20 protein-coding genes are annotated in these 24,397 nt (G+C 60.4%); 18 read left to right on the plus strand and 2 right to left on the minus strand.

Features of this window, described 5'->3' with window-relative positions; genetic code table 11:
* Positions 1 to 8 precede the first annotated feature (8 nt).
* The 6 genes from CCX46_RS00760 (at position 9) to CCX46_RS00785 (ending at position 8,096) form a co-directional block, all read left to right on the plus strand.
* The gene (locus CCX46_RS00760) at positions 9 to 875 is read left to right on the plus strand and encodes an ABC transporter permease (RefSeq protein WP_016985558.1); all 867 of its coding nucleotides are present in this window, start codon (positions 9 to 11) and stop codon (positions 873 to 875) included.
* 201 nt (positions 876 to 1,076) lie between these two features.
* A complete protein-coding gene (locus tag CCX46_RS00765) occupies positions 1,077 to 1,994 on the plus strand; it encodes a LysR family transcriptional regulator (RefSeq protein WP_025113444.1) in 918 nt (305 codons plus the stop codon).
* A gap of 225 nt (positions 1,995 to 2,219) precedes the next feature.
* Entirely contained in the window at positions 2,220 to 3,758 is a 1,539-nt protein-coding gene (locus CCX46_RS00770; RefSeq protein WP_127925368.1) for an MFS transporter, read from the plus strand.
* 27 nt (positions 3,759 to 3,785) lie between these two features.
* Complete coding sequence (locus tag CCX46_RS00775; protein ID WP_127925369.1) at positions 3,786 to 4,856, plus strand: HlyD family secretion protein; 1,071 nt, start codon at positions 3,786 to 3,788, stop codon at positions 4,854 to 4,856.
* Positions 4,853 to 6,460 carry an efflux transporter outer membrane subunit gene (locus tag CCX46_RS00780; protein ID WP_238704368.1) on the plus strand — a complete coding sequence of 536 codons (1,608 nt, stop codon included), beginning with the start codon at positions 4,853 to 4,855 and terminating at the stop codon, positions 6,458 to 6,460. The genes CCX46_RS00775 and CCX46_RS00780 overlap by 4 nt, the downstream gene beginning before the upstream one ends.
* A gap of 55 nt (positions 6,461 to 6,515) precedes the next feature.
* A complete protein-coding gene (locus tag CCX46_RS00785; protein WP_127925370.1) occupies positions 6,516 to 8,096 on the plus strand; it encodes a glycosyltransferase family 39 protein in 1,581 nt (526 codons plus the stop codon).
* 5 nt (positions 8,097 to 8,101) lie between these two features.
* On the opposite strand, the gene CCX46_RS00790 is transcribed toward CCX46_RS00785, so the two are convergent.
* Complete coding sequence (locus CCX46_RS00790) at positions 8,102 to 8,860, minus strand: slipin family protein (protein WP_077570069.1); 759 nt, start codon at positions 8,858 to 8,860, stop codon at positions 8,102 to 8,104.
* Positions 8,861 to 8,862: 2 nt separating this feature from the next.
* On the minus strand, positions 8,863 to 9,393 hold the full coding sequence (locus tag CCX46_RS00795; protein WP_177413844.1) for an NfeD family protein: 531 nt from the start codon (positions 9,391 to 9,393) through the stop codon (positions 8,863 to 8,865).
* 173 nt (positions 9,394 to 9,566) lie between these two features.
* On the opposite strand from CCX46_RS00795, the gene CCX46_RS00800 reads away from it, so the two are divergent.
* From CCX46_RS00800 to pgaB, 12 genes are all read left to right on the plus strand, one after another.
* Positions 9,567 to 10,028, plus strand: a complete 462-nt coding sequence (locus CCX46_RS00800; protein ID WP_127925372.1) for an aminoacyl-tRNA deacylase — start codon at positions 9,567 to 9,569, stop codon at positions 10,026 to 10,028.
* Positions 10,029 to 10,156: 128 nt separating this feature from the next.
* Positions 10,157 to 10,402, plus strand: a complete 246-nt coding sequence (locus CCX46_RS00805; protein ID WP_127925373.1) for a DUF2789 domain-containing protein — start codon at positions 10,157 to 10,159, stop codon at positions 10,400 to 10,402.
* 101 nt (positions 10,403 to 10,503) lie between these two features.
* Positions 10,504 to 11,979: a Fic family protein gene (locus CCX46_RS00810; RefSeq protein WP_174245035.1), complete on the plus strand. Its 1,476-nt coding sequence runs from the start codon at positions 10,504 to 10,506 to the stop codon at positions 11,977 to 11,979.
* A 117-nt stretch (positions 11,980 to 12,096) separates the two neighbouring features.
* Positions 12,097 to 12,525, plus strand: coding sequence for a MarR family winged helix-turn-helix transcriptional regulator (locus tag CCX46_RS00815; RefSeq protein ID WP_127925375.1), 429 nt, complete (start codon positions 12,097 to 12,099; stop codon positions 12,523 to 12,525).
* Complete coding sequence (locus CCX46_RS00820) at positions 12,522 to 14,585, plus strand: FUSC family protein (RefSeq protein WP_127925376.1); 2,064 nt, start codon at positions 12,522 to 12,524, stop codon at positions 14,583 to 14,585. The genes CCX46_RS00815 and CCX46_RS00820 overlap by 4 nt, the downstream gene beginning before the upstream one ends.
* On the plus strand, positions 14,582 to 14,791 hold the full coding sequence (locus CCX46_RS00825; RefSeq protein WP_007917703.1) for a DUF1656 domain-containing protein: 210 nt from the start codon (positions 14,582 to 14,584) through the stop codon (positions 14,789 to 14,791). The genes CCX46_RS00820 and CCX46_RS00825 overlap by 4 nt, the downstream gene beginning before the upstream one ends.
* Positions 14,788 to 15,690 (plus strand): efflux RND transporter periplasmic adaptor subunit, encoded by a 903-nt coding sequence (locus CCX46_RS00830; protein ID WP_127925377.1) that lies wholly within the window; start codon positions 14,788 to 14,790, stop codon positions 15,688 to 15,690. The genes CCX46_RS00825 and CCX46_RS00830 overlap by 4 nt, the downstream gene beginning before the upstream one ends.
* Complete coding sequence (locus tag CCX46_RS00835; protein WP_127925378.1) at positions 15,687 to 17,129, plus strand: efflux transporter outer membrane subunit; 1,443 nt, start codon at positions 15,687 to 15,689, stop codon at positions 17,127 to 17,129. The genes CCX46_RS00830 and CCX46_RS00835 overlap by 4 nt, the downstream gene beginning before the upstream one ends.
* 93 nt (positions 17,130 to 17,222) lie before the next feature.
* A complete protein-coding gene (locus tag CCX46_RS00840; protein ID WP_007917700.1) occupies positions 17,223 to 17,858 on the plus strand; it encodes a hypothetical protein in 636 nt (211 codons plus the stop codon).
* Between the two features lie 292 nt (positions 17,859 to 18,150).
* The gene (locus CCX46_RS00845) at positions 18,151 to 19,656 is read left to right on the plus strand and encodes a YdgA family protein (RefSeq protein ID WP_127925379.1); all 1,506 of its coding nucleotides are present in this window, start codon (positions 18,151 to 18,153) and stop codon (positions 19,654 to 19,656) included.
* Positions 19,657 to 19,906: 250 nt separating this feature from the next.
* Complete coding sequence (gene pgaA / locus CCX46_RS00850; protein ID WP_127925380.1) at positions 19,907 to 22,387, plus strand: poly-beta-1,6 N-acetyl-D-glucosamine export porin PgaA; 2,481 nt, start codon at positions 19,907 to 19,909, stop codon at positions 22,385 to 22,387.
* Positions 22,388 to 22,399: 12 nt separating this feature from the next.
* The gene (pgaB, locus tag CCX46_RS00855) at positions 22,400 to 24,397 is read left to right on the plus strand and encodes a poly-beta-1,6-N-acetyl-D-glucosamine N-deacetylase PgaB (protein WP_127925381.1); all 1,998 of its coding nucleotides are present in this window, start codon (positions 22,400 to 22,402) and stop codon (positions 24,395 to 24,397) included.

The following is a 24,397-nucleotide window of genomic DNA, read 5'->3' on the forward strand; positions in this document are numbered from 1 at the left end:
ATTACCCGATGAGCCATTCATCATCTGTGCGTGAAGAATTCGAAGTTGTGCTGGAGCCGTTGACCGAAGTGCCGGTCGAGCGTGAACTGTCGCTCGGCACGCGGCTGTGGCAACAGGGCTGGCTGCGTAAAGGCCTGATCCTTATTGTGCTGGCGGTGCTGTGGGAAGTGGTCGCGCGGATCCAGAACAATGACCTGATGCTGCCGAGTTTCCTGCAGACCAGCCACGCGCTGTTCGAGGGTCTGCTCAGTGGTGAGTTGTTGGCCAAGGTGTGGATATCGCTGGTGGTGCTGATCAAGGGCTACCTGATCGGCATCGTTCTGGCGTTTGCCCTGACCACGCTGGCGGTGTCGACGCAATTGGGTCGCGATCTGCTGAGTACGATGACCTCGATGTTCAATCCGTTGCCGGCGATTGCCCTGTTGCCGCTGGCGCTGCTGTGGTTTGGTCTGGGGCAGAACAGCCTGATTTTTGTGCTGGTGCATTCGGTGTTGTGGGCGCTGGCGCTGAATACCTATGCCGGGTTTCTCGGGGTTTCGGAAACCCTGCGCATGGCTGGGCGCAATTACGGTTTGAAGGGTTTGCGACTGGTGTTGTTCATCCTGATCCCGGCGGCGCTACCGTCGATTCTGGCCGGTCTGAAGATTGGCTGGGCGTTTGCCTGGCGCACGTTGATTGCGGCGGAACTGGTGTTTGGCGCGACCAGTGGCAAGGGTGGGCTGGGCTGGTACATCTTTCAGAATCGCAATGAGCTGTATACCGACAAGGTGTTTGCCGGGTTGGCGGTGGTGATTCTGATTGGGTTGCTGGTGGAGAATCTGGTGTTCGATACGCTGGAGCGGGTGACCGTCAAGCGTTGGGGGATGCAGCGGTAATTTTTGGCGTGACGGCTGGCTCCTTCGCGAGCAGGCTCGCTCCCACATTTGATCTCCTGTGGGCACAGGTTTTATGAACGACTGAAGTCCATTGTGGGAGCGAGCCTGCTCGCGAAGGCGTCTTTGAAGGCGCCGCCAAAGCTGAAGGATGTTTGCTAGCATTGCGCCCAGATCAATCCTGATCAGCCAAGAGTGCTTAGTATGCAACTCCCGGACATGAACCTTCTGGTCGCCCTCGACGCCTTGCTCGACGAGGGCAGTGTGGTCGGCGCCGCGCGGCGGATGAACCTCAGTCCGGCGGCGATGAGCCGTACCCTGACGCGAATCCGCGAAGCTATCGGCGATCCGATTCTGGTGCGAGCCGGTCGGGGTCTGGTGCCAACGCCCAAAGCCCTGGAATTACGCGAGCAGGTGCGCGATGTGGTCGAGCAGGCCGCGCTGTTGTTCCGCTCCGCCGACACCGTGGAGCTGGGCACGCTGCGTCGGCGCTTCAGCATCCGCGCCAATGATTTTTTCATTGGCGTTTACGGCGGCAAGCTGTTCGACACCCTCGATCAACTGGCGCCGCACTGCGAGTTGCGCTTTGTCCCGGAAGGCGATGGCGATGATGAAGCCCTGCGAGAAGGGCGCATCGATCTGAGCGTCAGCAATACCCGGCCCGTCACCCCTGAAGTTAAAGTACAAAACCTGTTTTCTACACACTTCGTTGGCTTGGTGCGTGAAGACCATCCCTTGCTCGACGGCGAAATCACTGCCGAGCGCTATGCCGGGTTTTCCCACATCAGCATGTCGCGCCGCGGCATCGCTCGCGGCCCGATTGATACCGCGCTGAATGCGCTGGGTCTGGAGCGGCGCGTCGCGGTGATCGCGCCGAGTTTCCATGCGGCGATGTTTGCGTTGCCTGATTCCGACCTGATCCTGCCGGTGCCCAAGGAAGCGCTGCTGAGTGTGCGCCGGCTGGGTTTGAAACTGCGTTCGTTCGACCTGCCAATCCCTTTGCCGACGCTGATGCTGACTCAAGCCTGGCATCCTCGATTCGACAAGGATCCCGCGCACCGCTGGCTGCGCGAAACCCTCAAGGCTTGTTGCGACGAAACCTGGCTGGCGGCCCAGCCTTAATCCCCGAGAAAACACAAAACTCTGTGGGAGCGAGCCTGCTCGCGAAAGCGCTGGATCAGTCACCAATGATATTGACTGACCCGACGCCTTCGCGAGCAGGCTCGCTCCCACAAGGGATGTTCATTGTTGTGTCTGGCGCACTTATAACCTGCCAATAAGTCAATTTTCGTCATTGCCAAGCCCGACTAAGATGCTCCGGTATTTTTCCCTCCGGAGTGTGAATTCATGACATCCCTGACGGCAGCAGCGCCCATCGCTGCGGCCAGCCCGGCGACGGCGGCCACGCCACCGGTGTTCGGGGCGCGGATCATCATTGGCCTGGTCGGCGTGCTGCTGGCGGTGCTGGTGTCGGGCCTCAACGAGATGGTCACCAAAGTGGCCCTGGCCGACATCCGTGGCGCGCTGAGCATCGGTTACGACGAAGGCACCTGGCTGGTTGCCAGTTACACCGCCACCTCGGTCGCGGCCATGGCCTTCGCGCCTTGGTGTTCGGTGACCTTCTCGCTGCGCCGCTTCACCCTCTGCGCGATCGGTCTGTTCACGTTGCTCGGCGTGCTGTGTCCATTGGCGCCGAACTACGAAAGTCTGCTGCTGATGCGCATCCTGCAAGGCCTCGCCGGCGGTGCGTTGCCGCCGATGTTGATGACCGTGGCCCTGCGGTTTCTGCCCGCCAACATCAAGCTTTATGGTCTGGCTGGTTATGCGCTAACGGCGACATTCGGCCCGGGTCTGGGCACGCCGCTGGCCGGTTTATGGACCGAATACGTCGGTTGGCAATGGACGTTCTGGCAGATCATCGTGCCGTGCCTGATCGCCATGGCGATGGTCGCGTGGGGTATTCCGCAGGACCCGCTGCGCCTGGAACGCCTCAAGTCGTTCAACTGGAAAGGCCTGCTGCTGGGCTTTCCAGCGATCTGCATGTTGGTGATCGGTTTGCTGCAAGGCAATCGACTGGACTGGTTCGAGTCGAGCCTGATCTGTGGATTGCTCGGCGCCGGCTCGTTGCTGCTGGTGGCGTTTTTGATCAACGAGTGGTCGCAGCCGATTCCGTTTTTCAAATTGCAAATGCTCGGTATCCGTAACCTGTCGTTCGCGCTGATGACCCTGGCCGGTGTGCTGATAGTTCTGCAGGCGGTGGTGTTGATTCCGTCGAGTTATCTGGCGCAGGTGCAGGGTTATCGCCCGGCGCAGACCGCACCGATCATGCTGATCGCCGCATTGCCGCAACTGATTGCGCTGCCGTTGGTGGCAGCGTTGTGCAACCTGCGCTGGGTCGATTGCCGCTGGGTGCTTGGCATGGGTTTGAGCATGTTGACGCTGTCCTGCCTGGGCGGATCGCTGCTGACTTCAGAATGGATTCGCGACAATTTCTACGTCCTGCAATGGCTGCAGATCTTCGGTCAGCCGATGTCGGTGTTACCGCTGTTGATGTTGTCCACCGGCAGTATCCAGCCGCAGGACGGGCCGTTCGCCTCCGCGTGGTTCAACACGGTGAAAGGCTTGGCGGCCGTGGTCGCTACCGGGGTGATCGAAGCGCTGACCACCGCGCGTCTGCATTTCCATTCGACCATGTTGGTCGACAGCCTCGGCAATTCACCGCTGGCCGATCGCAGCGATCCGGGCCTCGCCCATCGCCTGCACGAACAGGCCGTGGTGCTGACTTCTTCCGATCTCTACGTGTGCATGGCTGGCGTCGCAGTGGCGTTGATCCTGCTGATTTTCTGGCTGCCGACGCGGATTTATCCGCCGCGCGCACCGACCTGATTGCTGCACTGAACAATGAAGGTTTTTATGACGACTCAAGCAAAGCAAAAACTCGCGGTGGCCGTAGCGGCCGCGCTGGCTGTCGGCGTGCTGGTGTATCTGGCGCTGCCCGGTGTGTTTGGCAAACGTACCCAGCAAAATACCAACGACGCGTTTGTGTCCGCTGATTACACCCTGGTGGTGCCGCGTGTGGCCGGCTTCATCAAGGAAGTGCTGGTGGAAGACAATCAGCAGGTCAAAGCCGGGCAATTGCTGGCGCTGATCGATGATCGCGATTTGCGTGCGTCGGCTGAAGCGGCGGATGCGCAAACTCTGGTGGCGCGGGCGCAGTTGCAGAACGCCAAGGCGACGCTGGAGCGCCAGACTTCGGTGATCGCTCAGGCGCAAGCCTCGGTAGTCTCGGCCAAGGCGGAAATGGCGTTCGCCCAGCAGGAATTGAATCGCTATAACCACTTGGCGGGCGTTGGCGCCGGCACCGTGCAAAACGCGCAACAGGCGCGCACGCGCATCGATCAGGCCACGGCTCATCTCGACACCGCCACGGCGAAACTGGCGGCGGAGCGCAAGCAGGTCGACATTCTTACCGCTCAGCGTGACGCGGCTGAAGGCAGTCTGAAGCATGCGCAGGCGGCGCTGGAAATCGCCAGTTTCGAACTGTCTTACACACGCATCACCGCGCCGCAGGACGGCATGATCGGCGAGCGTGCGGTGCGCGTCGGCGCCTATGTGACGCCGGGCAGCAAGCTGCTGGCCGTTGTGCCGCTGAAACAGGCTTACGTGGTGGCCAATTTTCAGGAAACACAACTGACTGACGTGCAGCCGGGGCAAGAGGTGCAAGTACGCGTCGACAGCCTAGGTGGTGAAGCGCTGACCGGTCGCGTCGAGAGTATCGCCCCGGCGACGGGCGTGACCTTTGCGGCGGTGAAACCGGATAACGCCACGGGTAATTTCACCAAGGTGGTGCAGCGGATTCCGGTGAAGATCATGCTCGAACCGGGTCAGCCGTTGGCCGAGCGCTTGCGCGTGGGGATGTCGGTGGAAGCGAGTATTGATACCACCAGTTCGGCGATGTCGGTGCGTGAGGTGACTCAGCGATGAGCATTATTGACCGAACCGACGCCTTCGCGAGCAGGCTCGCTCCCACAGGGAAAACGCAATCCAAAATGTGGGAGCGAGCCTGCTCGCGAAGAGGTCAGTGGCAGCAAATCAGTTTGAGTGCCTTGCTAACAGTAAGCCTCACCGCCTGCACCGTAGGACCAGACTTCCAGAAGCCCGAAGCCCCACAAATCGCCGACTGGGCCAAACCCGCCAAGTCCGCCCCCAGTCAAGCCGTCAGCGAACCCCTCAACGAACGCTGGTGGGAAGTCTTCCACGACCCGCAACTCTCCGCGCTCACCCAACGTGCGGTGCAGAGCAACCTCGACCTGCAACTGGCCAGCAGCCGTCTGCAACAAAGCCGCGCCGCGCGCCAGGTGATCACCGCTGACCGTTATCCGAGCACCGCCGCCGCGGGCAGTTACGCGCGCAAACGCAACAGCGGCGAGGGTCTGAACGATCCGTCCGGACACAACGGCGATTCAGCTTTCAATCTGTGGGACGCCGGCTTCTCCGCCTCATGGGAACTGGATTTCTGGGGCCGCGTGCGCCGCGAAACCGAAGCCGCCGACGCCAACCTCGAAGTCGCCGAAAACGACCGCCGTGGCGTGTTGCTTACTGTGCTTGCTGATACCGCACAAAACTACGTTCAGTTGCGCGGCGTGCAGAACACTCGCGCGGTCACCGAGCAGAACCTCGATGTCGCCCGGCACAGCCTCAAGCTCTCGCAATTGCGTCTGGCCGACGGCGTGGCGACGGACCTCGACGTCGCCGAAGCCGCCGCGCAAGTCGCGGCCATCGAATCGCGCTTGCCGGCACTGGAACAACGTCAATCGCAGTTGATCAACGCCATCAGCCTGCTGATGGGCGAACCGCCACAGGCCCTCGCAAAAGAGTTATCCACCGACGCCGCCGTGCCGCAGTCGCCGCTGCAAGTCGCCATCGGCCTGCCGTCGCAACTGGCCGAACGGCGCCCGGACATCCGCCAGGCCGAAGCGCGACTGCACGCGGCCACCGCCAACATCGGCGTGGCCAAGGGTGATTTTTATCCACGCATCACCTTGTCCGGCAACCTCGGCTCGCAAGCCATGCAACTCAGCGATTTCGGCTCCTGGGGTTCGCGTGCCTTTGGCATCGGCCCGCAATTCAGCCTGCCGCTGTTCGACGGCGGACGCCTGCGCGGCGTGCTGCAATTGCGTGAAGCGCAGCAGCAGGAAGCGGCCATCGCCTACCAGCAGACCGTGTTGCGCGCCTGGCATGAAATCGACGATCAGTTGACCGCTTACAACGCCAGCCAGCGCCGCCGCGACAGCCTTGCCGAAGCCGTACGTCAGAACCAGATCGCCTTGCGCACCGCGCAACAGCAATACGTCGAAGGCGTGGTCGATTTCGTCAACGTTCTCACCGTGCAAGGCGCACTGCTGGCAACGCAGGAGCAATGGGTGGAGAGCTCCACCGGCGTGTCGCTGGCCATGGTCGGGCTGTACAAGGCTTTGGGCGGCGGTTGGCAATCGGTGTATCCAGAGGCGAAAATCGCCGCCGGGTTGCCGGGTGTCGTGAAAGCGCCAACCGGCATCGACGGTTCCGCCGTGGCTGACCTAAAGTGATGGGCAGGTTGGCGCGTCATACTCTCGTGGCGCTGCGGCGCGGCAAGAGGAAGCGATGGCGGTCAACAGAGTCACGCCAATGGGCGACACGCAAGATCCGTTTGCCGCGCCCGGTTCCTGGTTCGGCAGCCTGCGTTGGGTGCGCTGGGTAAAAAATCACTGGCTGTGGCCAATTCTGGCGCTGGCCGCGTTCGTGCGTTTTTATGACCTGACGGCGGCAGCGATCTGGGGCGATGAAGGCTCCAGCCTGCTGCTGGCGCGCTACTCGCTGAGTGAAATCTGGCAACACGCTGCATTCGATGTGCATCCGCCGCTGTACTTCATGCTCTTGCATGGCTGGATCGGGTTGTTCGGGGACGGCATCTTTGCGCTCCGCTGTCTCAGTGCGCTGGCCGGCATTACGGCGGTCGGACTGGGCATTTGGCTGGTGGACCGTCTTGCCACTCGACGCGCCGCGTTTATCGCCGGATTGTTGCTCGCACTGCTACCGACCGCGGTGCGTTACAGCCAGGAAGTGCGCATGTACGCGCTGCTCGGTGCGCTGCTGCTCGCCGCGAGCCTGGCGCTGGTCTACTGGATCCGGCGCCCGCAACGCCGTGACTATCTCGTGGTTTACGTGGTGTTGATGAGTGCGGCGTTCTACACCCATTATTTCGCCGTGCTGGCCGCACTGTGTCACTGGGTTTATCTGCTCGGCATTCGCGTGCAGCGCGGTTATCGCTTCCGGCATATCCAGCGCGCGGACTGGTGGTTGGCGAATCTGGCAATCGGCGTGCTGTATCTGCCCTGGTTGCCAAAACTGCTCGACTTGATGCAGCACATGCAACAACTCGAAGTCGGCGGCGATGTCGGTTGGGAGCCAGCGGTGACGCTGGGTTCGCTGCCGTCGATGATCTGGTCATGGCTGATTCAGGACGATGGCGAGAGTCTGCCGCTGCTGGTCTTTGGCGCGCTGCCGTTGGCACTGCTGGTGCTGGCAGTTGTCGCCGTCATGCGCGATCGCAGTGTGTCGCGCGGCAGCATTCTGCTGGCGCTGTACACCGGTCTGCCGCTGTTGCTGGTGTATCTGGTTTCGTTCATTACGCCAGTGTTCATCGAGCGTTATCTGACGGCGTACGCCCTCGGCCTGCCGATGCTGACGGCGTTGGCGATCGACCGTTTGTACAACCGCGTGCGGATGTTGGCATTGGCGGTGCTGCTGTCGTTGATCGCTGTGGAACTGGTCGGCGTGAACAACAACGCCACGGTCGACAGTCATGATCAGCTCGACACGGTAGTGACGTACGTCAATCAGCATTTCCTGCCCGGTGACCGCATCGTCACCAGCGACATGCTCTGGTATCTGAGCTACGTCTACTACGATCGCACCGGGGCGCAGGTGCGCCTCTTCACGCCACCGAAAGCCGATGGCCAATCGACGCGGCCAAATGAGTACGGGTTCGGCACGCTGGTGACGAGTGATGTCTATTTGAACAGCCTGACGGAGCTGCCAGCCGGAGGCCGGGTCTGGCTGGTCGGAACCGTCGACGAGCCACAAGAGTTCTCACCGCTACCCGCAACCTGGCAGCCCAGCGCTGAAGTCCATGCGGGCGGGATGCAAGCACGCTTGTTCGTGCCCAAACCTGCGGGTGAATAGGCGGGTCAGGATTTCCCCGACAAATCCGCCATGCCCTTGAGCAATTCAATCGGCAACGGAAAGACAATCGTCGAACTCTTGTCACCGGCAATCGAACTCAAGGTCTGCATATAGCGCAACTGCATCGCCCCGGGCTGGCGACCGAGCATTTCTGCTGCTTGCATGAGTTTTTCCGAAGCCTGCAATTCGCCTTCGGCGTGGATCACCTTGGCCCGCCGCTCGCGCTCGGCTTCAGCCTGTTTGGCAATCGCCCGCACCATCGATTCGTTGAGGTCGACATGCTTGATTTCGACGTTGGCGACCTTGATGCCCCAGGCATCGGTCTGCGCATCGAGCACTTGCTGGATATCGATGTTCAACTGCTCGCGTTCGGCCAGCAGTTCATCCAGTTCATGCTTGCCGAGCACCGCACGCAGGGTGGTCTGGGCTAACTGGCTGGTAGCGGAAAGATAGTCCTCGACCTGAATAATCGCCTTTTGCGGGTCGAGTACGCGGAAATACAGCACGGCATTGACCTTGACCGACACGTTGTCGCGGGTGATCACGTCCTGCGGCGGCACATCGAGGACCACGGTGCGCAGGTCGACCCGAACCATTTGCTGCACCACCGGAATCAGCAGGATCAGCCCCGGGCCTTTGACTTGCCAGAAACGTCCGAGCTGGAACACCACGCCGCGCTCGTATTCACGCAGGATGCGGAACGTCGAGCCGGCGAGAACAATCACCAACAGCAGCAGCGCAACAAAACCGATTTGCAGACCCATGATCACTCTCCGAGCGGTGCCGCGTCAGTCGCGGCCACTTGCAGCAACAATCCCTTGCGACCCACCACTCGCACCGATTGCCCGGTGTGCAGCGGAGTGGCGCTGAGCACTTGCCAGCGCTCACCTTGCAGTTGCACCCAGCCATTACGGGCATCGCCCGGTTGCACCGTGGTGATCGCGGTGACACTGCCGAGCAGGCCGGCATCGCCACTGACCGCGTGGCGGGGGCGGGTTTTCAGGGCGCGAATCAGCAGCGCAATCAACAACAGAGCGCTGATCAGGCCAAGGCCGATCATCATCGGCACCGGCAACTCGGCGTTGCTCAGAATCAGCGCGCCGATGACGAACATGATGATCCCGCCCAGGCCAATGACGCCGTAATTGGGCAGTGCAGCTTCAGCGATCAGAAACACGATACCCAAGGTGATCAGCCACAAACCGACCGGACTCATCGGCGGCAATGAAGTGTCGGCAGCGAGGGTTGAACCGCTGATCAGCAGGAGCAAGGCAAGCGCACAACATCGGCTGTTCACGTGACCCTCCGTGAGCGTCATGTCTGTAATTACAGTCTAGTTGAGGGTTGCGCTGGCTGAGTTTTGATCAATGTGCGGATGTGTCCAGTGGGCGGAAATCTCTGCACCAACCCCTCGCCGAACTAGACTCAAAGACACGGCAACCACCGTTCAGCGCGACACCGAGGTGCATCATGCGCATGGCAAGAAAAGTACAGAGCAGCCTGAACCGGGCGCACTGCGAATACGACGTCGTCGCTCACCGGCATTCATCGAGCAGCCTGGAAACCGCACGGGTCGCCGGGGTGCCTGCCGAGCGGGTGGCCAAATCGATCATCCTCGACGACCACCATGGGCATTACCTGATGGCCGTGCTCCCGGCCAGCCGTCACCTGGACCTGAGCAAAGTGCGCACCAGCGGCGAATGGCAACTGACCCGCGAAAGCAATCTGGCGCACATTTTCGATGATTGCGAACGCGGCGCGGTGCCGCCGCTGGGTGGCTCTTATGGCCTGGACATGGTCATCGACCCGTTGCTGACGCGGCAGAAGGATATTTATCTGGAGGCGGGCAACCACAACTATCTGCTACACATGAGCATGCCGGAGTTTCTGAAAATGGTGCCGCATGCCGAGGTGCGGGAGTTGAGTGATTAGGTTTCGTGGCGCCGGCACTGACGCCTTCGCGAGCAGGCTCGCTCCCACAGGTTGATCGCATTCCCCTGTGGGAGCGAGCCTGCTCGCGAATAATCTTCCAAACACCCCATTCATCAAGGAATTGCTCAATGGAAAGCCCAACGCACAGCTTGCCATCCCTGTTCAAACAACTCGGCCTTCCCGACGATCCGGTCAACATCGACAAATTCATCGCCACCCATTCCCCGCTCAAACCCAAACTGCATTTGGCTGATGCGTTTTTCTGGACGAAGAGCCAAGCGGATTTTTTGCGTGACGAGATTTTGGATGACGCCGATTGGGCGGAGGTGGTGGATCAGTTGGATGTGTTGTTGCGTAAGGGCAGAAGTGTGTAAAAAAAATTGTAGGAAAAGGCTGTAATGTAAAAAAAACATGCGCGATGTAAAAAAAACTGGGCTTTAATCGTCGCAGTGAATTTTTTATGTGGACGATGACGATGCCAACTGTTGGATATGCCCACCTGCGTGATGCGCTGAAGCTTAATGCATTTGCCCCCAAGCGCATTGCGATGATCAAACCGGTTACCCGGATTACCTTGATCGGTGAGTGTCTAGCGGTTCCAAACGGCGTCGCGCCGGCACAGGGTTCGACACTTGAGCACATCTTGTTTGCTCTGAAGCATGAGGGAATAAACCTGTGCATTCTTGCTCAAGCGCTTGAAACCGTTGAAGCGGACGAGTTGCTAGGTGAGTTGAGCCGATCACCTAACGGGGTATTTATCCGCAAAGCCTGTTTTCTTTGGGAAAGTTTCACGGGCAAACAGCTGGAATATTCCGTACCGGTTCGGGGCAACGTTGTCGCTTTGTTTGATCCCAAGCGTTATGTCACCGGGCCTGCAATTCGAAATAGTCGTTGGCGGGTAGATTTTAACGGGTTGGGGTCAATGCGTTACTGCGCCACAGTCGAGCGTACGACGGAGCTGCAGGCGCTGCTTGATCTGGACATCCTTGGTCGAGCCCAGGCTTTTATGGCGACGTTGCCGCCGGAAATGATGGATCGGGCAATCAATTGGGCCTATCTGCATGAGACCCGCGATTCTTTCGCCATTGAGAAAGAAGAGCCCAACGAAGAAAAGTCGCGCCGTTTTGTTCGGCTTCTCCGCCAAGCCCATGAGCGAACAGAGTTGAGCGAAGACTATTTGGTCGAGTTGCAGAACAGTACGGTTTCCAATCCTTTCGATAAAGCTGTGCTTTTCCGTCATGAACAGAACCATTTACACAACGGCTTGAGAGGCGCAGCTGGCGTCAGCTATGTCCCGCCTCCACCGCAATTGTGCAGGGAGTTGATGGACGAGTTGATGAGTTTTGCCAATCACTCAGCCAAGCAGGTTGATCCGTTGATAGCTGCAGCGGTTGTGGCTTTCGGGTTTGTCTTTCTTCACCCGTTCATGGATGGCAATGGTCGACTTTCACGTTTCCTGATTCACCAGACGCTTTGCCACTCTGGCGCTCTAAAAAATGGTTTGTTGTTACCGGTTTCCGTAGCGATGAAACACGAAGAGTCTGGCTATCTCGAAGCGTTAAAGGAGTTCTCGAAACCAGCAAGAGAGTTCTGGAATGTCACTTGGCTGGACGCTGATCAGATGGCTTTCGATTTTATTGGGCACGACTCAATCTATCGATTCTGGGACGGGACTCAATGTGCAGAATTTACCTTGCAGATGGCCTTGCGAGCATTGGAAGTGGAGCTGCGCGAGGAGACCGAGTTTCTTGAAAAATACGACTACGTCATCAAAGAGGTGAATGGGCGTTTTGACGTACGGGGGAGCGACCTCTCGAAACTGGTAATGATGTGTCTGGACAACGGTGACAAAGTTTCAAAGCATCGACGTAAGCAGTTCCAGTTCAGCGTGCCGGAGGAGGTTTTCGATTTCATTGAGCAGATAGCGGGTGATTTCGATTCGGTAGGCTAACCCTGAACAGGCAATTTGTTTCAAAACTTGACTGAAATTCCCCTCCAATGCGATATTGATAGTTAGCAAACTAACAGTGTGCATTTCCCCTTGCCGAACGATCTCGACGCTCTCCAGATGAACATCAGCAGTGCCATGGTGGTGGCCGCCAGGCATTGGCGGAAGATCTGCCAGACCACGCTGGTCAACTATGGAATCTCCGAAGCCTGCGCCGTGCCGTTGTTGATGATCGGCCGCTTGGGCGAGGGCGTGCGCCAGGTGCAGGTGGCGCAGGCGGCCGGGATGGAGAGTCCGTCGCTGGTGCGTCTGCTCGATCAGTTGTGTCATTCCGGCTACGTCTGCCGCACCGAAGATGCCCAGGATCGCCGGGCCAAATGCCTGAGCCTGACCGACACCGGTCGTGAGCTGGTGCAAGCGGTGGAGATCGAACTGGTGCGCTTGCGTCACGAGGTGCTCGAAGGCATCGAGCAAAGCGATCTGGAAGCTACGCTTCGGGTACTCAGAGCTTTTGAGGCGGCCAGTCCGCCTTTGGTGGTCAATTCTTGAACGGTTTTTTCTCCGGCATTCCGCCGGCCCGTGACTGGTTCTACGGGGTGCGGACTTTTGCAGCGTCGATGATCGCGCTGTACATCGCCTTGCTCATGCAAATGCCGCGTCCGTATTGGGCGATGGCCACGGTGTATATCGTCTCCAGCCCGTTTCTCGGGCCGACCAGTTCCAAGGCGCTGTACCGTGCCATCGGTACCTTTCTCGGTGCCGCGGCGGCGGTTTTTTTCGTGCCGATGTTTGTGCAGAGCCCGTATGTGCTGGTGGTAGTCATCGCGCTGTGGACGGGGATTTTGCTGTTCCTGTCTCTGCAACTGCGCACGGCCAACAACTACGCATTGATGCTTGCCGGTTACACCTTGCCGCTGATTGCCTTGCCGGTGGTGGATAACCCGCTGGCGGTGTGGGACGTGGCGGAAGCGCGGACCGAAGAGATTTTCCTCGGCATCGCCGTGGCTGCGGTGGTCGGCGCGATGTTCTGGCCACGCCGTCTGGCGCCGGTGTTCAACGACGCGGTGAGCAAGTGGTTCGCCGACGCAACGACCTATAGCCTGAAATTCCTCAGCCGCGATGTGCAGCCCGAAGAAGTCACCGCACTGCGCATGGCCATGGTCGCCAACTTCAACAGCCTTGAGCTGATGATCGGCCAGTTGCCCCACGAAGGCGCGCGACCGCAAACCGTGCGCAACACCAAAGAATTGCGCGGGCGGATGATTCATCTGTTGCCGGTGATCGATGCGCTGGAAGATTCGCTCTACGCCCTAGAGCGGCGCACACCAGAGCTGGTGGAAAAATTCGCACCGCTGCTCGCCGCGACCCGTGAATGGCTCGGTCACCAAGATGCTGATCTCGACCGCTGGCAAGCGCTGAAAGATCAGCTCGAAGCCCTGCAACCGAGCGTCGAGGCGCTTGAGGATCGCAGGCAATTGCTGTTCTCCAACTCGATTTATCGCCTCGGCGAATTTATCGATTTATGGCAGGACTGCCGCAGTCTGCAGGACGCGATTCTCTGCGAGCGCCAGGACAGCTGGCGCGCGGTCTATCGTCACTGGCGCCTCGGTCGTCTGACGCCGTTCATTGATCGTGGGCTGATGCTCTACTCGGTGGCCTCGACCGTTCTGGCGATCATCACCGCCTCGGTGCTGTGGATTCTGCTCGGCTGGCCGGACGGCGGTAGCGCAGTGATTCTGGCGGCGGTGGCCTGTAGCTTCTTCGCCTCGATGGACGACCCGGCACCGCAGATTTACCGGTTCTTTTTCTGGACCGGCATGTCGGTGCTGTTCGCCAGCCTTTATCTGTTTTTGATTCTGCCCAATCTGCATGACTTCCCGATGCTGGTGCTGGCGTTTTCCATCCCGTTCATCTGCGTCGGCACGCTGACGGTGCAGCCGCGTTTTTTCCTCGGCATGCTGCTGACGCTGGTCAACACCTCGTCGTTCATCAGCATTCAGGGCGCTTACGATGCGGATTTTTTCGCCTTCGTGAACTCCAACCTCGCTGGACCGATCGGCCTGCTGTTCGCTTTCATCTGGACGCTGGTGGCGCGTCCGTTCGGCGCCGAGCTGGCGGCCAAGCGCCTGACCCGTTTCAGCTGGAAAGACATCGTCCACATGACCGAGCCGGCCAACCTTGCCGAACACCGCAAATTGGGCGTGCAGTTGCTCGATCGACTGATGCAGCACCTGCCGCGTCTGGCCCTGACCGGCCAGGACACCGGCATCGCCATGCGCGAAGTGCGCGTCGGCCTCAATCTGCTCGATTTGCTCGCCTATACCCCACGGGTGACCGGCGCGCCGAACGCGCTGTTGCAGCAAGTGGTCAGTGAAGTCGGCGAGTATTTCCGCGCCTGTCTCAAGGCTGGCGAACGCTTGCCGGCGCCAGCGCCGTTGTTGATGACCCTCGATCGCACTCGTCGCGCACTCAATGGCCACGGCGACGATGAAACCCGTCTGAATCTGTTGCACGCCTTGAGCGGTTTGCGTCTGGCGCTGTTGCCCGGCGTCGAATTCGTCTCCAGTGCCGACTCCGAAGAACCGCTGCCCGATGGAGCGCCCCTATGATCGGTGATCTGGACATCAGCGGCATTTTCCTGCCGACCCTGCTGGTGTTGATGGGCATCACTTATGTGCTGTTTTTGCTGGTGCATGCCGTGCTTACGCGCGTGCACTTTTACCGTCTGGTCTGGCACCGGGCATTGTTCAACGTGGCCCTCTACGCGGTACTGCTGTACGGCGTGGACTCACTCAGTCGATACCTGATGACATGAAAAAACCGTTTTTGACCATCGGTCGCGTGGTACTGACCCTGCTGATCGTGACTTTTGCCGTTGTCCTCGTCTGGCGCATGGTGATGTATTACATGTTTGCGCCGTGGACCCGTGACGGCCACATTCGCGCCGACATCATCCAGATCGCCCCGGACGTGTCCGGATTGATCCAGCAGGTTGAAGTGAAAGACAACCAGTTGATCAAGCGTGGCCAGGTACTGTTCAGCATCGATCAGGATCGCTTCAAACTGGCGCTGCGTCAGGCCAAAGCGGCTGTCGCCGACCGCGAAGAAACCCTCGCTCAGGCCCAGCGCGAAGCCAAGCGTAACCGTGGTCTCGGCAACCTGGTGCCCGCCGAGCAACTGGAAGAAAGCCAATCGAAGGTTGCCCGCGCGCAATCGGCACTGGCCGAAGCCATGGTCACCGTGGACAGCGCCCAGCTCAACCTCGACCGCTCGGTGATCCGCAGCCCAGTCGACGGTTACGTCAACGACCGCGCGCCGCGTCCGCAGGAGTTCGTCACCGCCGGGCGTCCGGTATTGTCGGTGGTCGACAGCAATTCGTTCCACATCGACGGCTATTTCGAAGAGACCAAACTCGACGGAATTCATGTCGGCCAGTCGGTGGATATCCGCGTGATCGGCGACCGCGCCAAACTGCGTGGGCATGTCGAAAGCATCGTCGCCGGCATCGAAGACCGCGACCGCAGCAGCGGCAGCAACTTGCTGCCGAACGTTAACCCGGCATTCAGCTGGGTGCGGCTGGCGCAGCGGATTCCGGTGCGGATTGCCTTTGACGACGTGCCGGCAGATTTCCGCATGATCGCCGGGCGCACTGCCACCGTTTCGATCATCGACGATCAGAAAGCCGACGACCGCAAGCAGGAGCCCGTGCAATGAACCGGGCGCTGATGATCGCCGGGTTGGGCGTGATGCTCTCGGCCTGTCAGATGGTCGGGCCGGACTATCAGGTGCCTGAGGATGCGGCGGTGCAGCGCAAGGATTTTCAGGGTGAACTGGCCGTGGCCGGCAAACCGGTAGTCTCGGCGCCGGTGCCGGCCGATTGGTGGCGTCTTTATAAGGATGCGCGGCTGGATCAACTGGTGCAGCAGGCCATGGCCTCCAACACCGATTTACGCGTCGCGGCGGCGAACCTGCAGCGGGCTCGCGCTCAGGTCGATGAGGCCGAAGCCGCGGGCGGCTGGAGCGCAGGCGTGAAGATGGGCGCGCAGCGTTTGCAAGAGTCTGGTCAGGCATTCTTGCTGCCGGAAAAAGTCCCGGTCGATAACGTCGGCGACATCGGCATCAGCGCTTCTTATCAGTTCGATCTGTGGGGCACCTTGCAGCGTGGCATCGAAGGCGCAAAGGCCAATGCCGACGCGACCCAGGCCGCGGCAGACACGGCGCGGATCACCTTGGTGGCAGACGTCGTGCGTGCTTACACCCAAGTCTGCGCGGCCAACGAAGAACGGGAGATCGCCGAGCATTCCCTCGACCTGCAATCGCAAAGCACCACGCTGACCCAGCGTCTGCGCGACGCTGGACGTGGCGATGAAACTCAGGTGACCCGCTCGCAAACCCAGTTCAAATCCTTGCGCGCCGAACTGCCCCGCTATGAAGCCGCGCGTCAGGCAGGGCTGTTCCGTCTGTCGATGCTGTTGGCGAAACCGGTCGATCAATTGCCGGCCGGTACCGCTACCTGCGCAGAACTGCCGAAAATCGCCCAACTGGTGCCAGTCGGCGATGGCGCTGCGCTGCTCAAACGTCGCCCGGACATTCGCCAGGCCGAACGTCGTCTGGCCGCTTCGACCGCCGGGATCGGCGTCGCCACTGGCGAGTTGTATCCGGACATCAGTATCGGCGCGACCATCGGCACTGTTGGTCTCATCGATGACTTGGGTGATCCGTCGACCAACCGCTGGGGCTTTGGCCCGTCGCTGAGCTGGAAGGTACCGACCAACGGCGCCCGCGCGCGAATCCGCGAGGCAGAAGCGGCGACCCAAGGCGCCTTGGCGCACTTCGACGGCGTGGTGCTCAACGCCATTCGCGAAACCCAGACCGGCCTCGCTCAGTACACCGCACTACTTCAGCGGCGCGACGCACTGGCCGATGCCGAGCAATCGGCGAAACTGGCCGCAGACCAGACCCACCGCTTCTTCCAGGCCGGCCGCGAGTCGTTCCTGGCTGACCTGCAAGCGACCCGCACCTACACCGATGTGACCGCGCAATTGGCCGCCGCCAACACCCAGGTTGCGATGAGCCAGATCGATTTGTTCCTCGCTTTGGGCGGCGGCTGGGAAAGCGGACGAACGAACGCTGCAAGCGCCAGCAAACCCTGAGGCCGTTGCTATGCTTTGAAGTGTTGAAGGGGCGCCCCGTGCACAGCGCCCCTTCAGCGCACATTGCTAGCGCTGGTCTAGGGGAAACCAATAATGAAAAACCCTTACGCTCTCGGCTTCTGGTGCGCCCTGGTAGCGTTGGTGCTGCTCTCGGCCACTTATTTCTACGGCATCATGCTGGCTCACCAGATCGACAAGGCCATGGTCTTCCTCGACAGCGCCGTCGCGCTGATTGCGGTCATGGCAATCGTCGTGGTTGCCTGGGCGTCGCTCCAGGTGCAACGGGTCAAGAAGCGACAACTCGAACAAGGCAAGACTCTGGTGCTGATCTGGGACACCAAAGTCGCCCTGCGTCGGGTCGAAACCGTGTTCGACCGGTATTTCTGGGGCAGTTACTGGCAACCGGGGCGCACCTTCGCTGAAGTCATGGGCGAACTCACCGGCACGCCGCTGGAAAAAAGTCTCGAAGCGCTGAAAAAGCAGTGTCTGGAACTCGACAAGCAGATTGATGGCGAGGGCTGGCACTGGCTCAACAATGCCCGGGAATTGTCCGACGTCGCCACGGCTATGGCCCGTGAACGCTATCAACTGGATTTTTGCGACCCGCGCGCCGACGGGCCGGGCGGGGCGGTGATTGATCGGGACTTTGAAGTGCTGGTGTACACCTGGACCGCGCGGCTGAAAAGCTTTGATCATCAGCTGGATGAGATCGAGGTTCAGTATTCCTGATTCTCTGCTGAATCATCTGGCCCCTTCGCGAGCAGGCTCGCTCCCACAGGTACAGTGTTGTCCTTGTGGGAGCGAGCCTGCTCGCGAAGGCGGACTGAAAAACACCGAAACTCTTCCCGCCTGTCGACTGTCCACAATTCCCATAGACACTCTTTAACCTTTAAACATTGGGCCACCTTGCGCGCCCGGTGCTAATCTCCACCGCTGAATTCAGCGCAGTCGAGCCGCGACCCGGTCACGGGTTCAGGGAAGACGACGACACTCACAGCCACGGAAATCGATCAGGTCATTCATGAATAAATCAGCAGGCGTGCTCCTCGGAATTGTTGTTGCCATCGGCGCGATCAGCGCAGGCGGGGCCTGGTACACCGGGACCAAGATCGAAGGCGTGTTGAACAACGCCGTCAGCAACGCCAACCAAGAGCTGCAAACGGCCATGGCCGGTTCCAATGGCACTGCGTCGCTGGAACTGGTGTCGCTGGATCGCCACACCTTCACCAGCACCGCGCACTACCGCCTCAAAGGTGAAGGCGAGATGTTCGGCGACAAACCAGTGGAATTGCTGTTCGTCGATCACATCGAACACGGCCCGCTGCCGTTCTCGCGTCTGGTTTCGCTGAAATGGCTGCCGGTCATGGCCACCAGCAACTATGAGCTGGAAAAGAATCCTGCCACCGAGAAGTGGTTCGCCGCCACCAAGGGCGCCGCGCCGCTCAAAGGCGTGACCAGCCTCGGCTACGACGAATCCACCACCAGCACCCTCGACCTGCTGCCGTTCGAAACCGCACTGGATGAGCAGTCGAGCCTGAAGTTCTCCGGCCTGACCATGAATATCTCCGCTAATGCCAAAGCGCAGAAGGTCAAGGCGGACGGCTACATGGACAACCTGAAACTGGTCACCGTTGCTGAAGATCAGGCTCCGGTGCAGGTCGAACTCAACGGTCTGACCCTGGCCAGCAACCTCGCCAAGAGCAGCTATGGCTACTACACCGGGGAAAACACCCTGGTGCTGACCAACAGTAAAACCACCTTCGGTACCAAGCAATCGGTGCTTGGCGTGAAGAACTTCGAAATGAAGAACCTCACCGAAGAAAACGGCAGCAATGCCTCGGGTCGTGCTGATTACAAAATTGGTGAAGTCAGCCTCAACGACAAGAAAGTCGGCTCGGCGAACATGGCCATGAGCCTGAAAAACCTCGACATCCCGTCGACCATGTCACTGATGCAGATCTACCAGACCAAACTGCAGCCTTATGAAAAAGCCGCCGCCGAGGCAGCAGCCCAGGGCTTGCCAGCGCCAGAGCTGAACCTGACCGAAGCGGAAAATGCGCAGGTCAAAGCCGATCTGCAAAAACTGCTGGCCGCCGGCCCACAGTTTGCGCTGGAAAACCTCTCGTTCAATACCGCCAACGGCGAGAGCAAGGCCAATCTGGTGATCGACCTGACCAAACCGCAATCGATGGATCTGCCGCCGGATCAGTTGGGCAAACAACTGATCGCGTTGCTGGACCTGAATATTCAGGTATCGAAGCCGATGCTGGTCGATCTGCTCAGCGTGCAGGCGCAACTGGATGGTCAGACTGACGCCAAGGCGATCGTCGATCAGTCCAAGGAAGCGGCCGATATGTTCGCCGGCATGGCGGTCGGTTCGCAGCTGGCGGTCGTCGACGGCAGCAACGTCGTGACCAAGTTGCATTACGCCGCCAATCAGGTCGAATTCAACGGCCAGAAGATGACCGTCGAGCAGTTCGTCGGCTTCCTGATGAACAAGTTCGCCGGCGTCACGCAAGTGCAGTAATCCTGCGTTCTTGATAGCAACGCCCGGCCTCTGTATCGCACAGACGCCGGGCGTTTTGCTGTCTGGCGTTCGGGTTTTCGGCTGAACCGCCAGCACGATTCTGAACAATTATTGTGTTCTGGATATTGCTCTGCGCTTGCGTGCAAAACTGCCTGACTAAGCTTGGCCGTTGCATGTGCATTGGCGGCCACCGTTACGAAAGGGCAAGGAGGGCATTGCGACCCGGCTGGCCATGTAAGGATGCTGACGAATGCCGCGGATTGATGTTCCCGTATTACATCGTGGTTTACGCCCTTTGTTTCGAGTCGCGCTGTGCAGCCAGTTGCTCTGGCCGGCGCTGGCGTTTGCCGACACACCCTACGATCAGATGGTGCGCGACGCCCGTGCCGGGCAAACCACACCTGCGCTAACGGTTTTGCGTCAGGTGCCGCTCGGCCAGTCGACCACCGGGCAGATCAGCGATCACCTGCAGATCGCCAGTTGGGCCGGACTCGACGCCGAAGTGGTGCAGGTCTATGAAACCCAGGGCCGCGACCGCGTGCTGCCGGTTCAGGCGCTGACCGCCACTGCGCGCGCCTACCGCAACCTCAAGCGCTGGGATCAGGCGACTCAGGTCTACAACAAGGCTTTGGCGTTGGAGCCGGATAACGCCGACCTGCAACTGGGCCTGGCCCTGACTCAGGCTGACGCCGGTAAACCCGACGAAGCGGTGAGCCGCGCCAAAGCGCTGGTGGCGGCCAAACCTGATGATCCGTCGCGCCGCCTCGCCTTGGGCTACGCCCTGACCCGTGACAACAAACCTTACGACGCCCTGTTCGAATACGATCAGGCCTTCAAACGCTCCGGCAGCAAACCGGAAGTCGCCCGTGAATACGTGATCGCCCTGCAAAAGGCGCGTCTGCCGGAGCCAGCGCTGCGTCTGGCCAATCAGCGTCCGGGCCTGATCGATCCGGTGACCCTGCGTCGCCTCGAAGGCGATCTGGCCGCCGAGCGCGTGCGCCTCGCCGAACTCGCCACCCGCAGTGAAAAAGAACGCTACGTCATCGCCGATCGCGCGCTGGCCGACTACGACAAACTGCTCGCCAGCTGGACACCCGACGCGACCGCTCACGACGACGTGATTCGCTGGCGCATCGACCGCATGGGCGCGCTCAAGGCCCGGGCGCGTACCGCCGACGTCATCACCGAATACCAGAAGCTGCAAGCCGAGGGCGTGAGGATTCCGACCTATGCCCTGCGCTGGGTGGCCGCGTCTTATCTGGATCAGCGTGAGCCGGAAATCGCCACCGACCTGTATCGCCAAGTGCTGGCGGCGCCGGACGCCGATGTCGGTGATCGACTCGTAGACACCACTGCGCTGTACTACTCGCTGCTGGAAAGCGACCGCGCTGATGAGGCGCGCAAAGTCGCCGAGGACGCTGCCAAATCCCAGCGCCCGCGTGTCGAACTCAAAGGGCTGCCCATTGGCAACCCCAACGATGAATGGATGGACGCCCAGCAACTCGCTGCTCAGGCCGGCACTTACGGTTCCGACTTGCCGCACGGTGAGGAGCGTTTGCAAACCCTGGTCGATCAGGCGCCGGGCAACATCGGCTTGCGCCTCGCTCAGGCCGATCTGTACCTGGCCCGCCAATGGCCGCGTCGCGCGGAAAACCAGCTCAAGGAAACCGAGAGCATGGTGCCGCGCGACATGGGCCTGGAAATCGGTCAAGCCCACACAGCCATGGAACTGCAGGAATGGCGGCAGATGGATGTGCTGACCGACGATGTCGTCGCCCGTTATCCGGACAACCGCCAAGTGCAGCGTCTGGCCCGCGAACGTGAAGTGCATGACATGTCCGAACTGCGCGTCGAAGCCTACGGCGGCAAGGCCAACGGTGGCGGCAGTGGCGATGCCGGAGCCGTCAGCGGCAGCCGCGATTTTGGCATCCAGACCACCCTGTATAGTTCGCCGATCGATGAAGACTGGCGCGTCTTCGCCGGCGTCGGTTATGCCACCGGCGACTTCGCCGAAGGCACCGGGCACCACCGCTTTCAGCGAGTCGGCCTGGAACGCCGCACTCGTGACATGACCCTTGAAGCCGAAGTGTCCAGTCACGATTACGGTTTCGGCGACAAACAGGGTGCGCGGCTGGCGATCGCCCGTGACATCAACGATCACTGGCAGTACGGCGGCAGCCTTGAATACCTCTCGGCAGAGACCCCGCTGCGCGCGCTCAACAGTGACATCAAGGGCAACGGCGGCAGCGGTTTCATTCGCTGGCGCGCCAATGAAAGTCGCGAGTGGCGCCTGTCGGTGAGCCCGTCGCACTTCAGTGACGGCAACAACCGCGTCGAAGCCTTGCTCACCGGCCGCGAGGGCGTTTACAGCGCGCCGAACGTGCAGGTCGATGCGGGACTGGAAGTCGGCACCAGCCACAACTCCAAGTCCGATGACGTGCCGTACTTCAACCCGAAATCCGACTTCAGCGTGATGCCGCTGGTCAACGTCAATCACGTGCTCTACCACCGCTACGAAACGGCCTGGAGCCAACAATTCCAGGCCGGCGCGGGGACGTACAGCCAGCGTGAGCACGGCACCGGCGGCATGGCTTTGCTCGGTTACGGCCAGCGCTATGCCTGGAACGACGTGTTCGAGGTGGGCGGTTTGCTCAGTGTGATCAACCGGCCCTACGACGGTGATCGGGAGACCGATCTGCGTCTGCTCGTCGACCTCACTTTCCGCTTCTAGAAGAGTTTGAAGATGCCTTTGATTTCGCGTTTCATCCTTCTGCTGGGAGCGCTGCTGGTCAGCGCCTGCGCCCAGCAAGCTCCGGCCTTCGCGCCGCCGTCCGAGCGTCCGCTGGCGGCCAGCGAAAAACCGTGGCCGAAAAACCACGTGCTCGGTATTGCCTACCACGATGTCGAAGATCGCGATCCTGATCAGGCCGTAGTTGCGGTGCGCACCGAGCGCCTGATCGAGCAACTCGCGTGGCTGCGCGAGAACGGCTACAAACCGGTCACCGTCGACCAGATCATGGCTGCGCGCAAGGGCGGCCCGGAGCTGCCGGCGAAAGCGATTCTGCTCAGTTTCGACGACGGTTATTCGAGCTTCTACACTCGCGTGCTACCGGTGCTGCGTGCCTATAACTGGCACGCGCTGCTGGCGCCGGTCGGCAGCTGGATCGACACGCCGCTCAATCAGCCAGTGGATTTCGCCGGTGCTCCGCGTGCGCGTTCCGACTTTCTGACCTGGGATCAGATTCGCGAAATCTCACACTCCGGGCTGGTGGAAATCGCTGCTCACACCGACGCCAATCACAAAGGTATTTTGGCCAACCCGCAGGGCAACCTGCAGCCTGCGGCGGCCACCCGGCGTTATGACCCAGTGACCAGACGCTATGAATCCGAGGCTGATTTCCAGGCGCGGATCCGCACTGACGTGAACAGCATCTCGGAAAAAATCCGCAAGGTCACCGGCAAGAAACCACGCGTCTGGGTCTGGCCGTATGGCGCGGCGGACGGCACATCGCTGACGGTGGTCGGCGAGGAGGGCTACGAAATGGCCCTGACCCTCGAAGACGGTCTCGACGCCCTCGACAACCTGATGAGCAGCCCGCGCTTTCTTGTCGCTTCGGATCCTGACGGCGAGCGTTTCGCCAACAGTATCGTCGACGTGCAGTCGGATTTCGTCATGCGCGTTGTGCATGTTGATCTGGACAACGTTTACGACCCGGATCCGGCGCAGCAGGACATCAACCTCGGAAAACTGGTGCAGCGCATCGCTGACTTGGGCGCCAACACGGTGTTCCTGCAAGCCTTCGCCGATCCCAAGGGCGATGGCCTGGTGCATTCGCTGTACTTCCCCAACCGTCACTTGCCGGTGCGTGCGGATATTTTTAACCGCGTCGCCTGGCAACTGCGTACCCGCGCTAACGTGAAGGTCTTCGCGTGGATGCCGGTGCTGAGTTTTGGTCTCGACTCGAAACTGCCGCGCGTGACCCGTTGGGACCCGAAAACCGGCATCACCTCGGTGGATCCGGATCAGTACCAACGCTTGTCGCCGTTCGATCCTGAAGTGCGACGGATCATCGGTGAAATCTACGAAGACGTGGCGCGCCTGACCTCGGTCAACGGCATTCTTTACCACGACGACGCGGTACTGTCGGATTTCGAAGATGCCGGCCCTGAAGCCTTGAAAGCCTACGCTGCCCACGGTTTGCCGGGTTCGATTGCCGCATTGCGCGACGATCCGGCAGCGATGCAGCGCTGGACGCGCTTCAAGAGCCAATACCTCATCGACTTCACCAACGAGCTGACCGCCAAAGTCCGTGCGATTCGCGGCCCGCAGGTGCTGACCGCACGCAACATCTTCGCCGAACCGATGCTCAACCCCGAGAGCGAAGCCTGGTACGCACAGAACCTCGACGACTTCCTCGTGACCTACGACTGGACGGCGCCGATGGCCATGCCGCTGATGGAAAAGCAGACCCAGGCAGAGTCCGGCCCGTGGCTGGAAGCGCTGGTGGCCACGGTCAAAAAGCGCCCCGGCGCGCTGAATCGCACGGTGTTCGAATTGCAGGCGCGGGACTGGACCAAGAAGGATCAGGCCGACATCGATGGCGCGCATCTGGCGGACTGGATGGGTCGCCTCAAACGTCAGGGCGCGACCAGTTTCGGTTACTACCCGGACAACTTCCTCGACAACCTGCCGGACCTGAAAACCGTAAGGCCTGCGCTCTCCAATAAATGGAATCCATAA

The sequence above is a fragment of the Pseudomonas sp. RU47 genome, from assembly GCF_004011755.1.
GTDB lineage: Bacteria > Pseudomonadota > Gammaproteobacteria > Pseudomonadales > Pseudomonadaceae > Aquipseudomonas.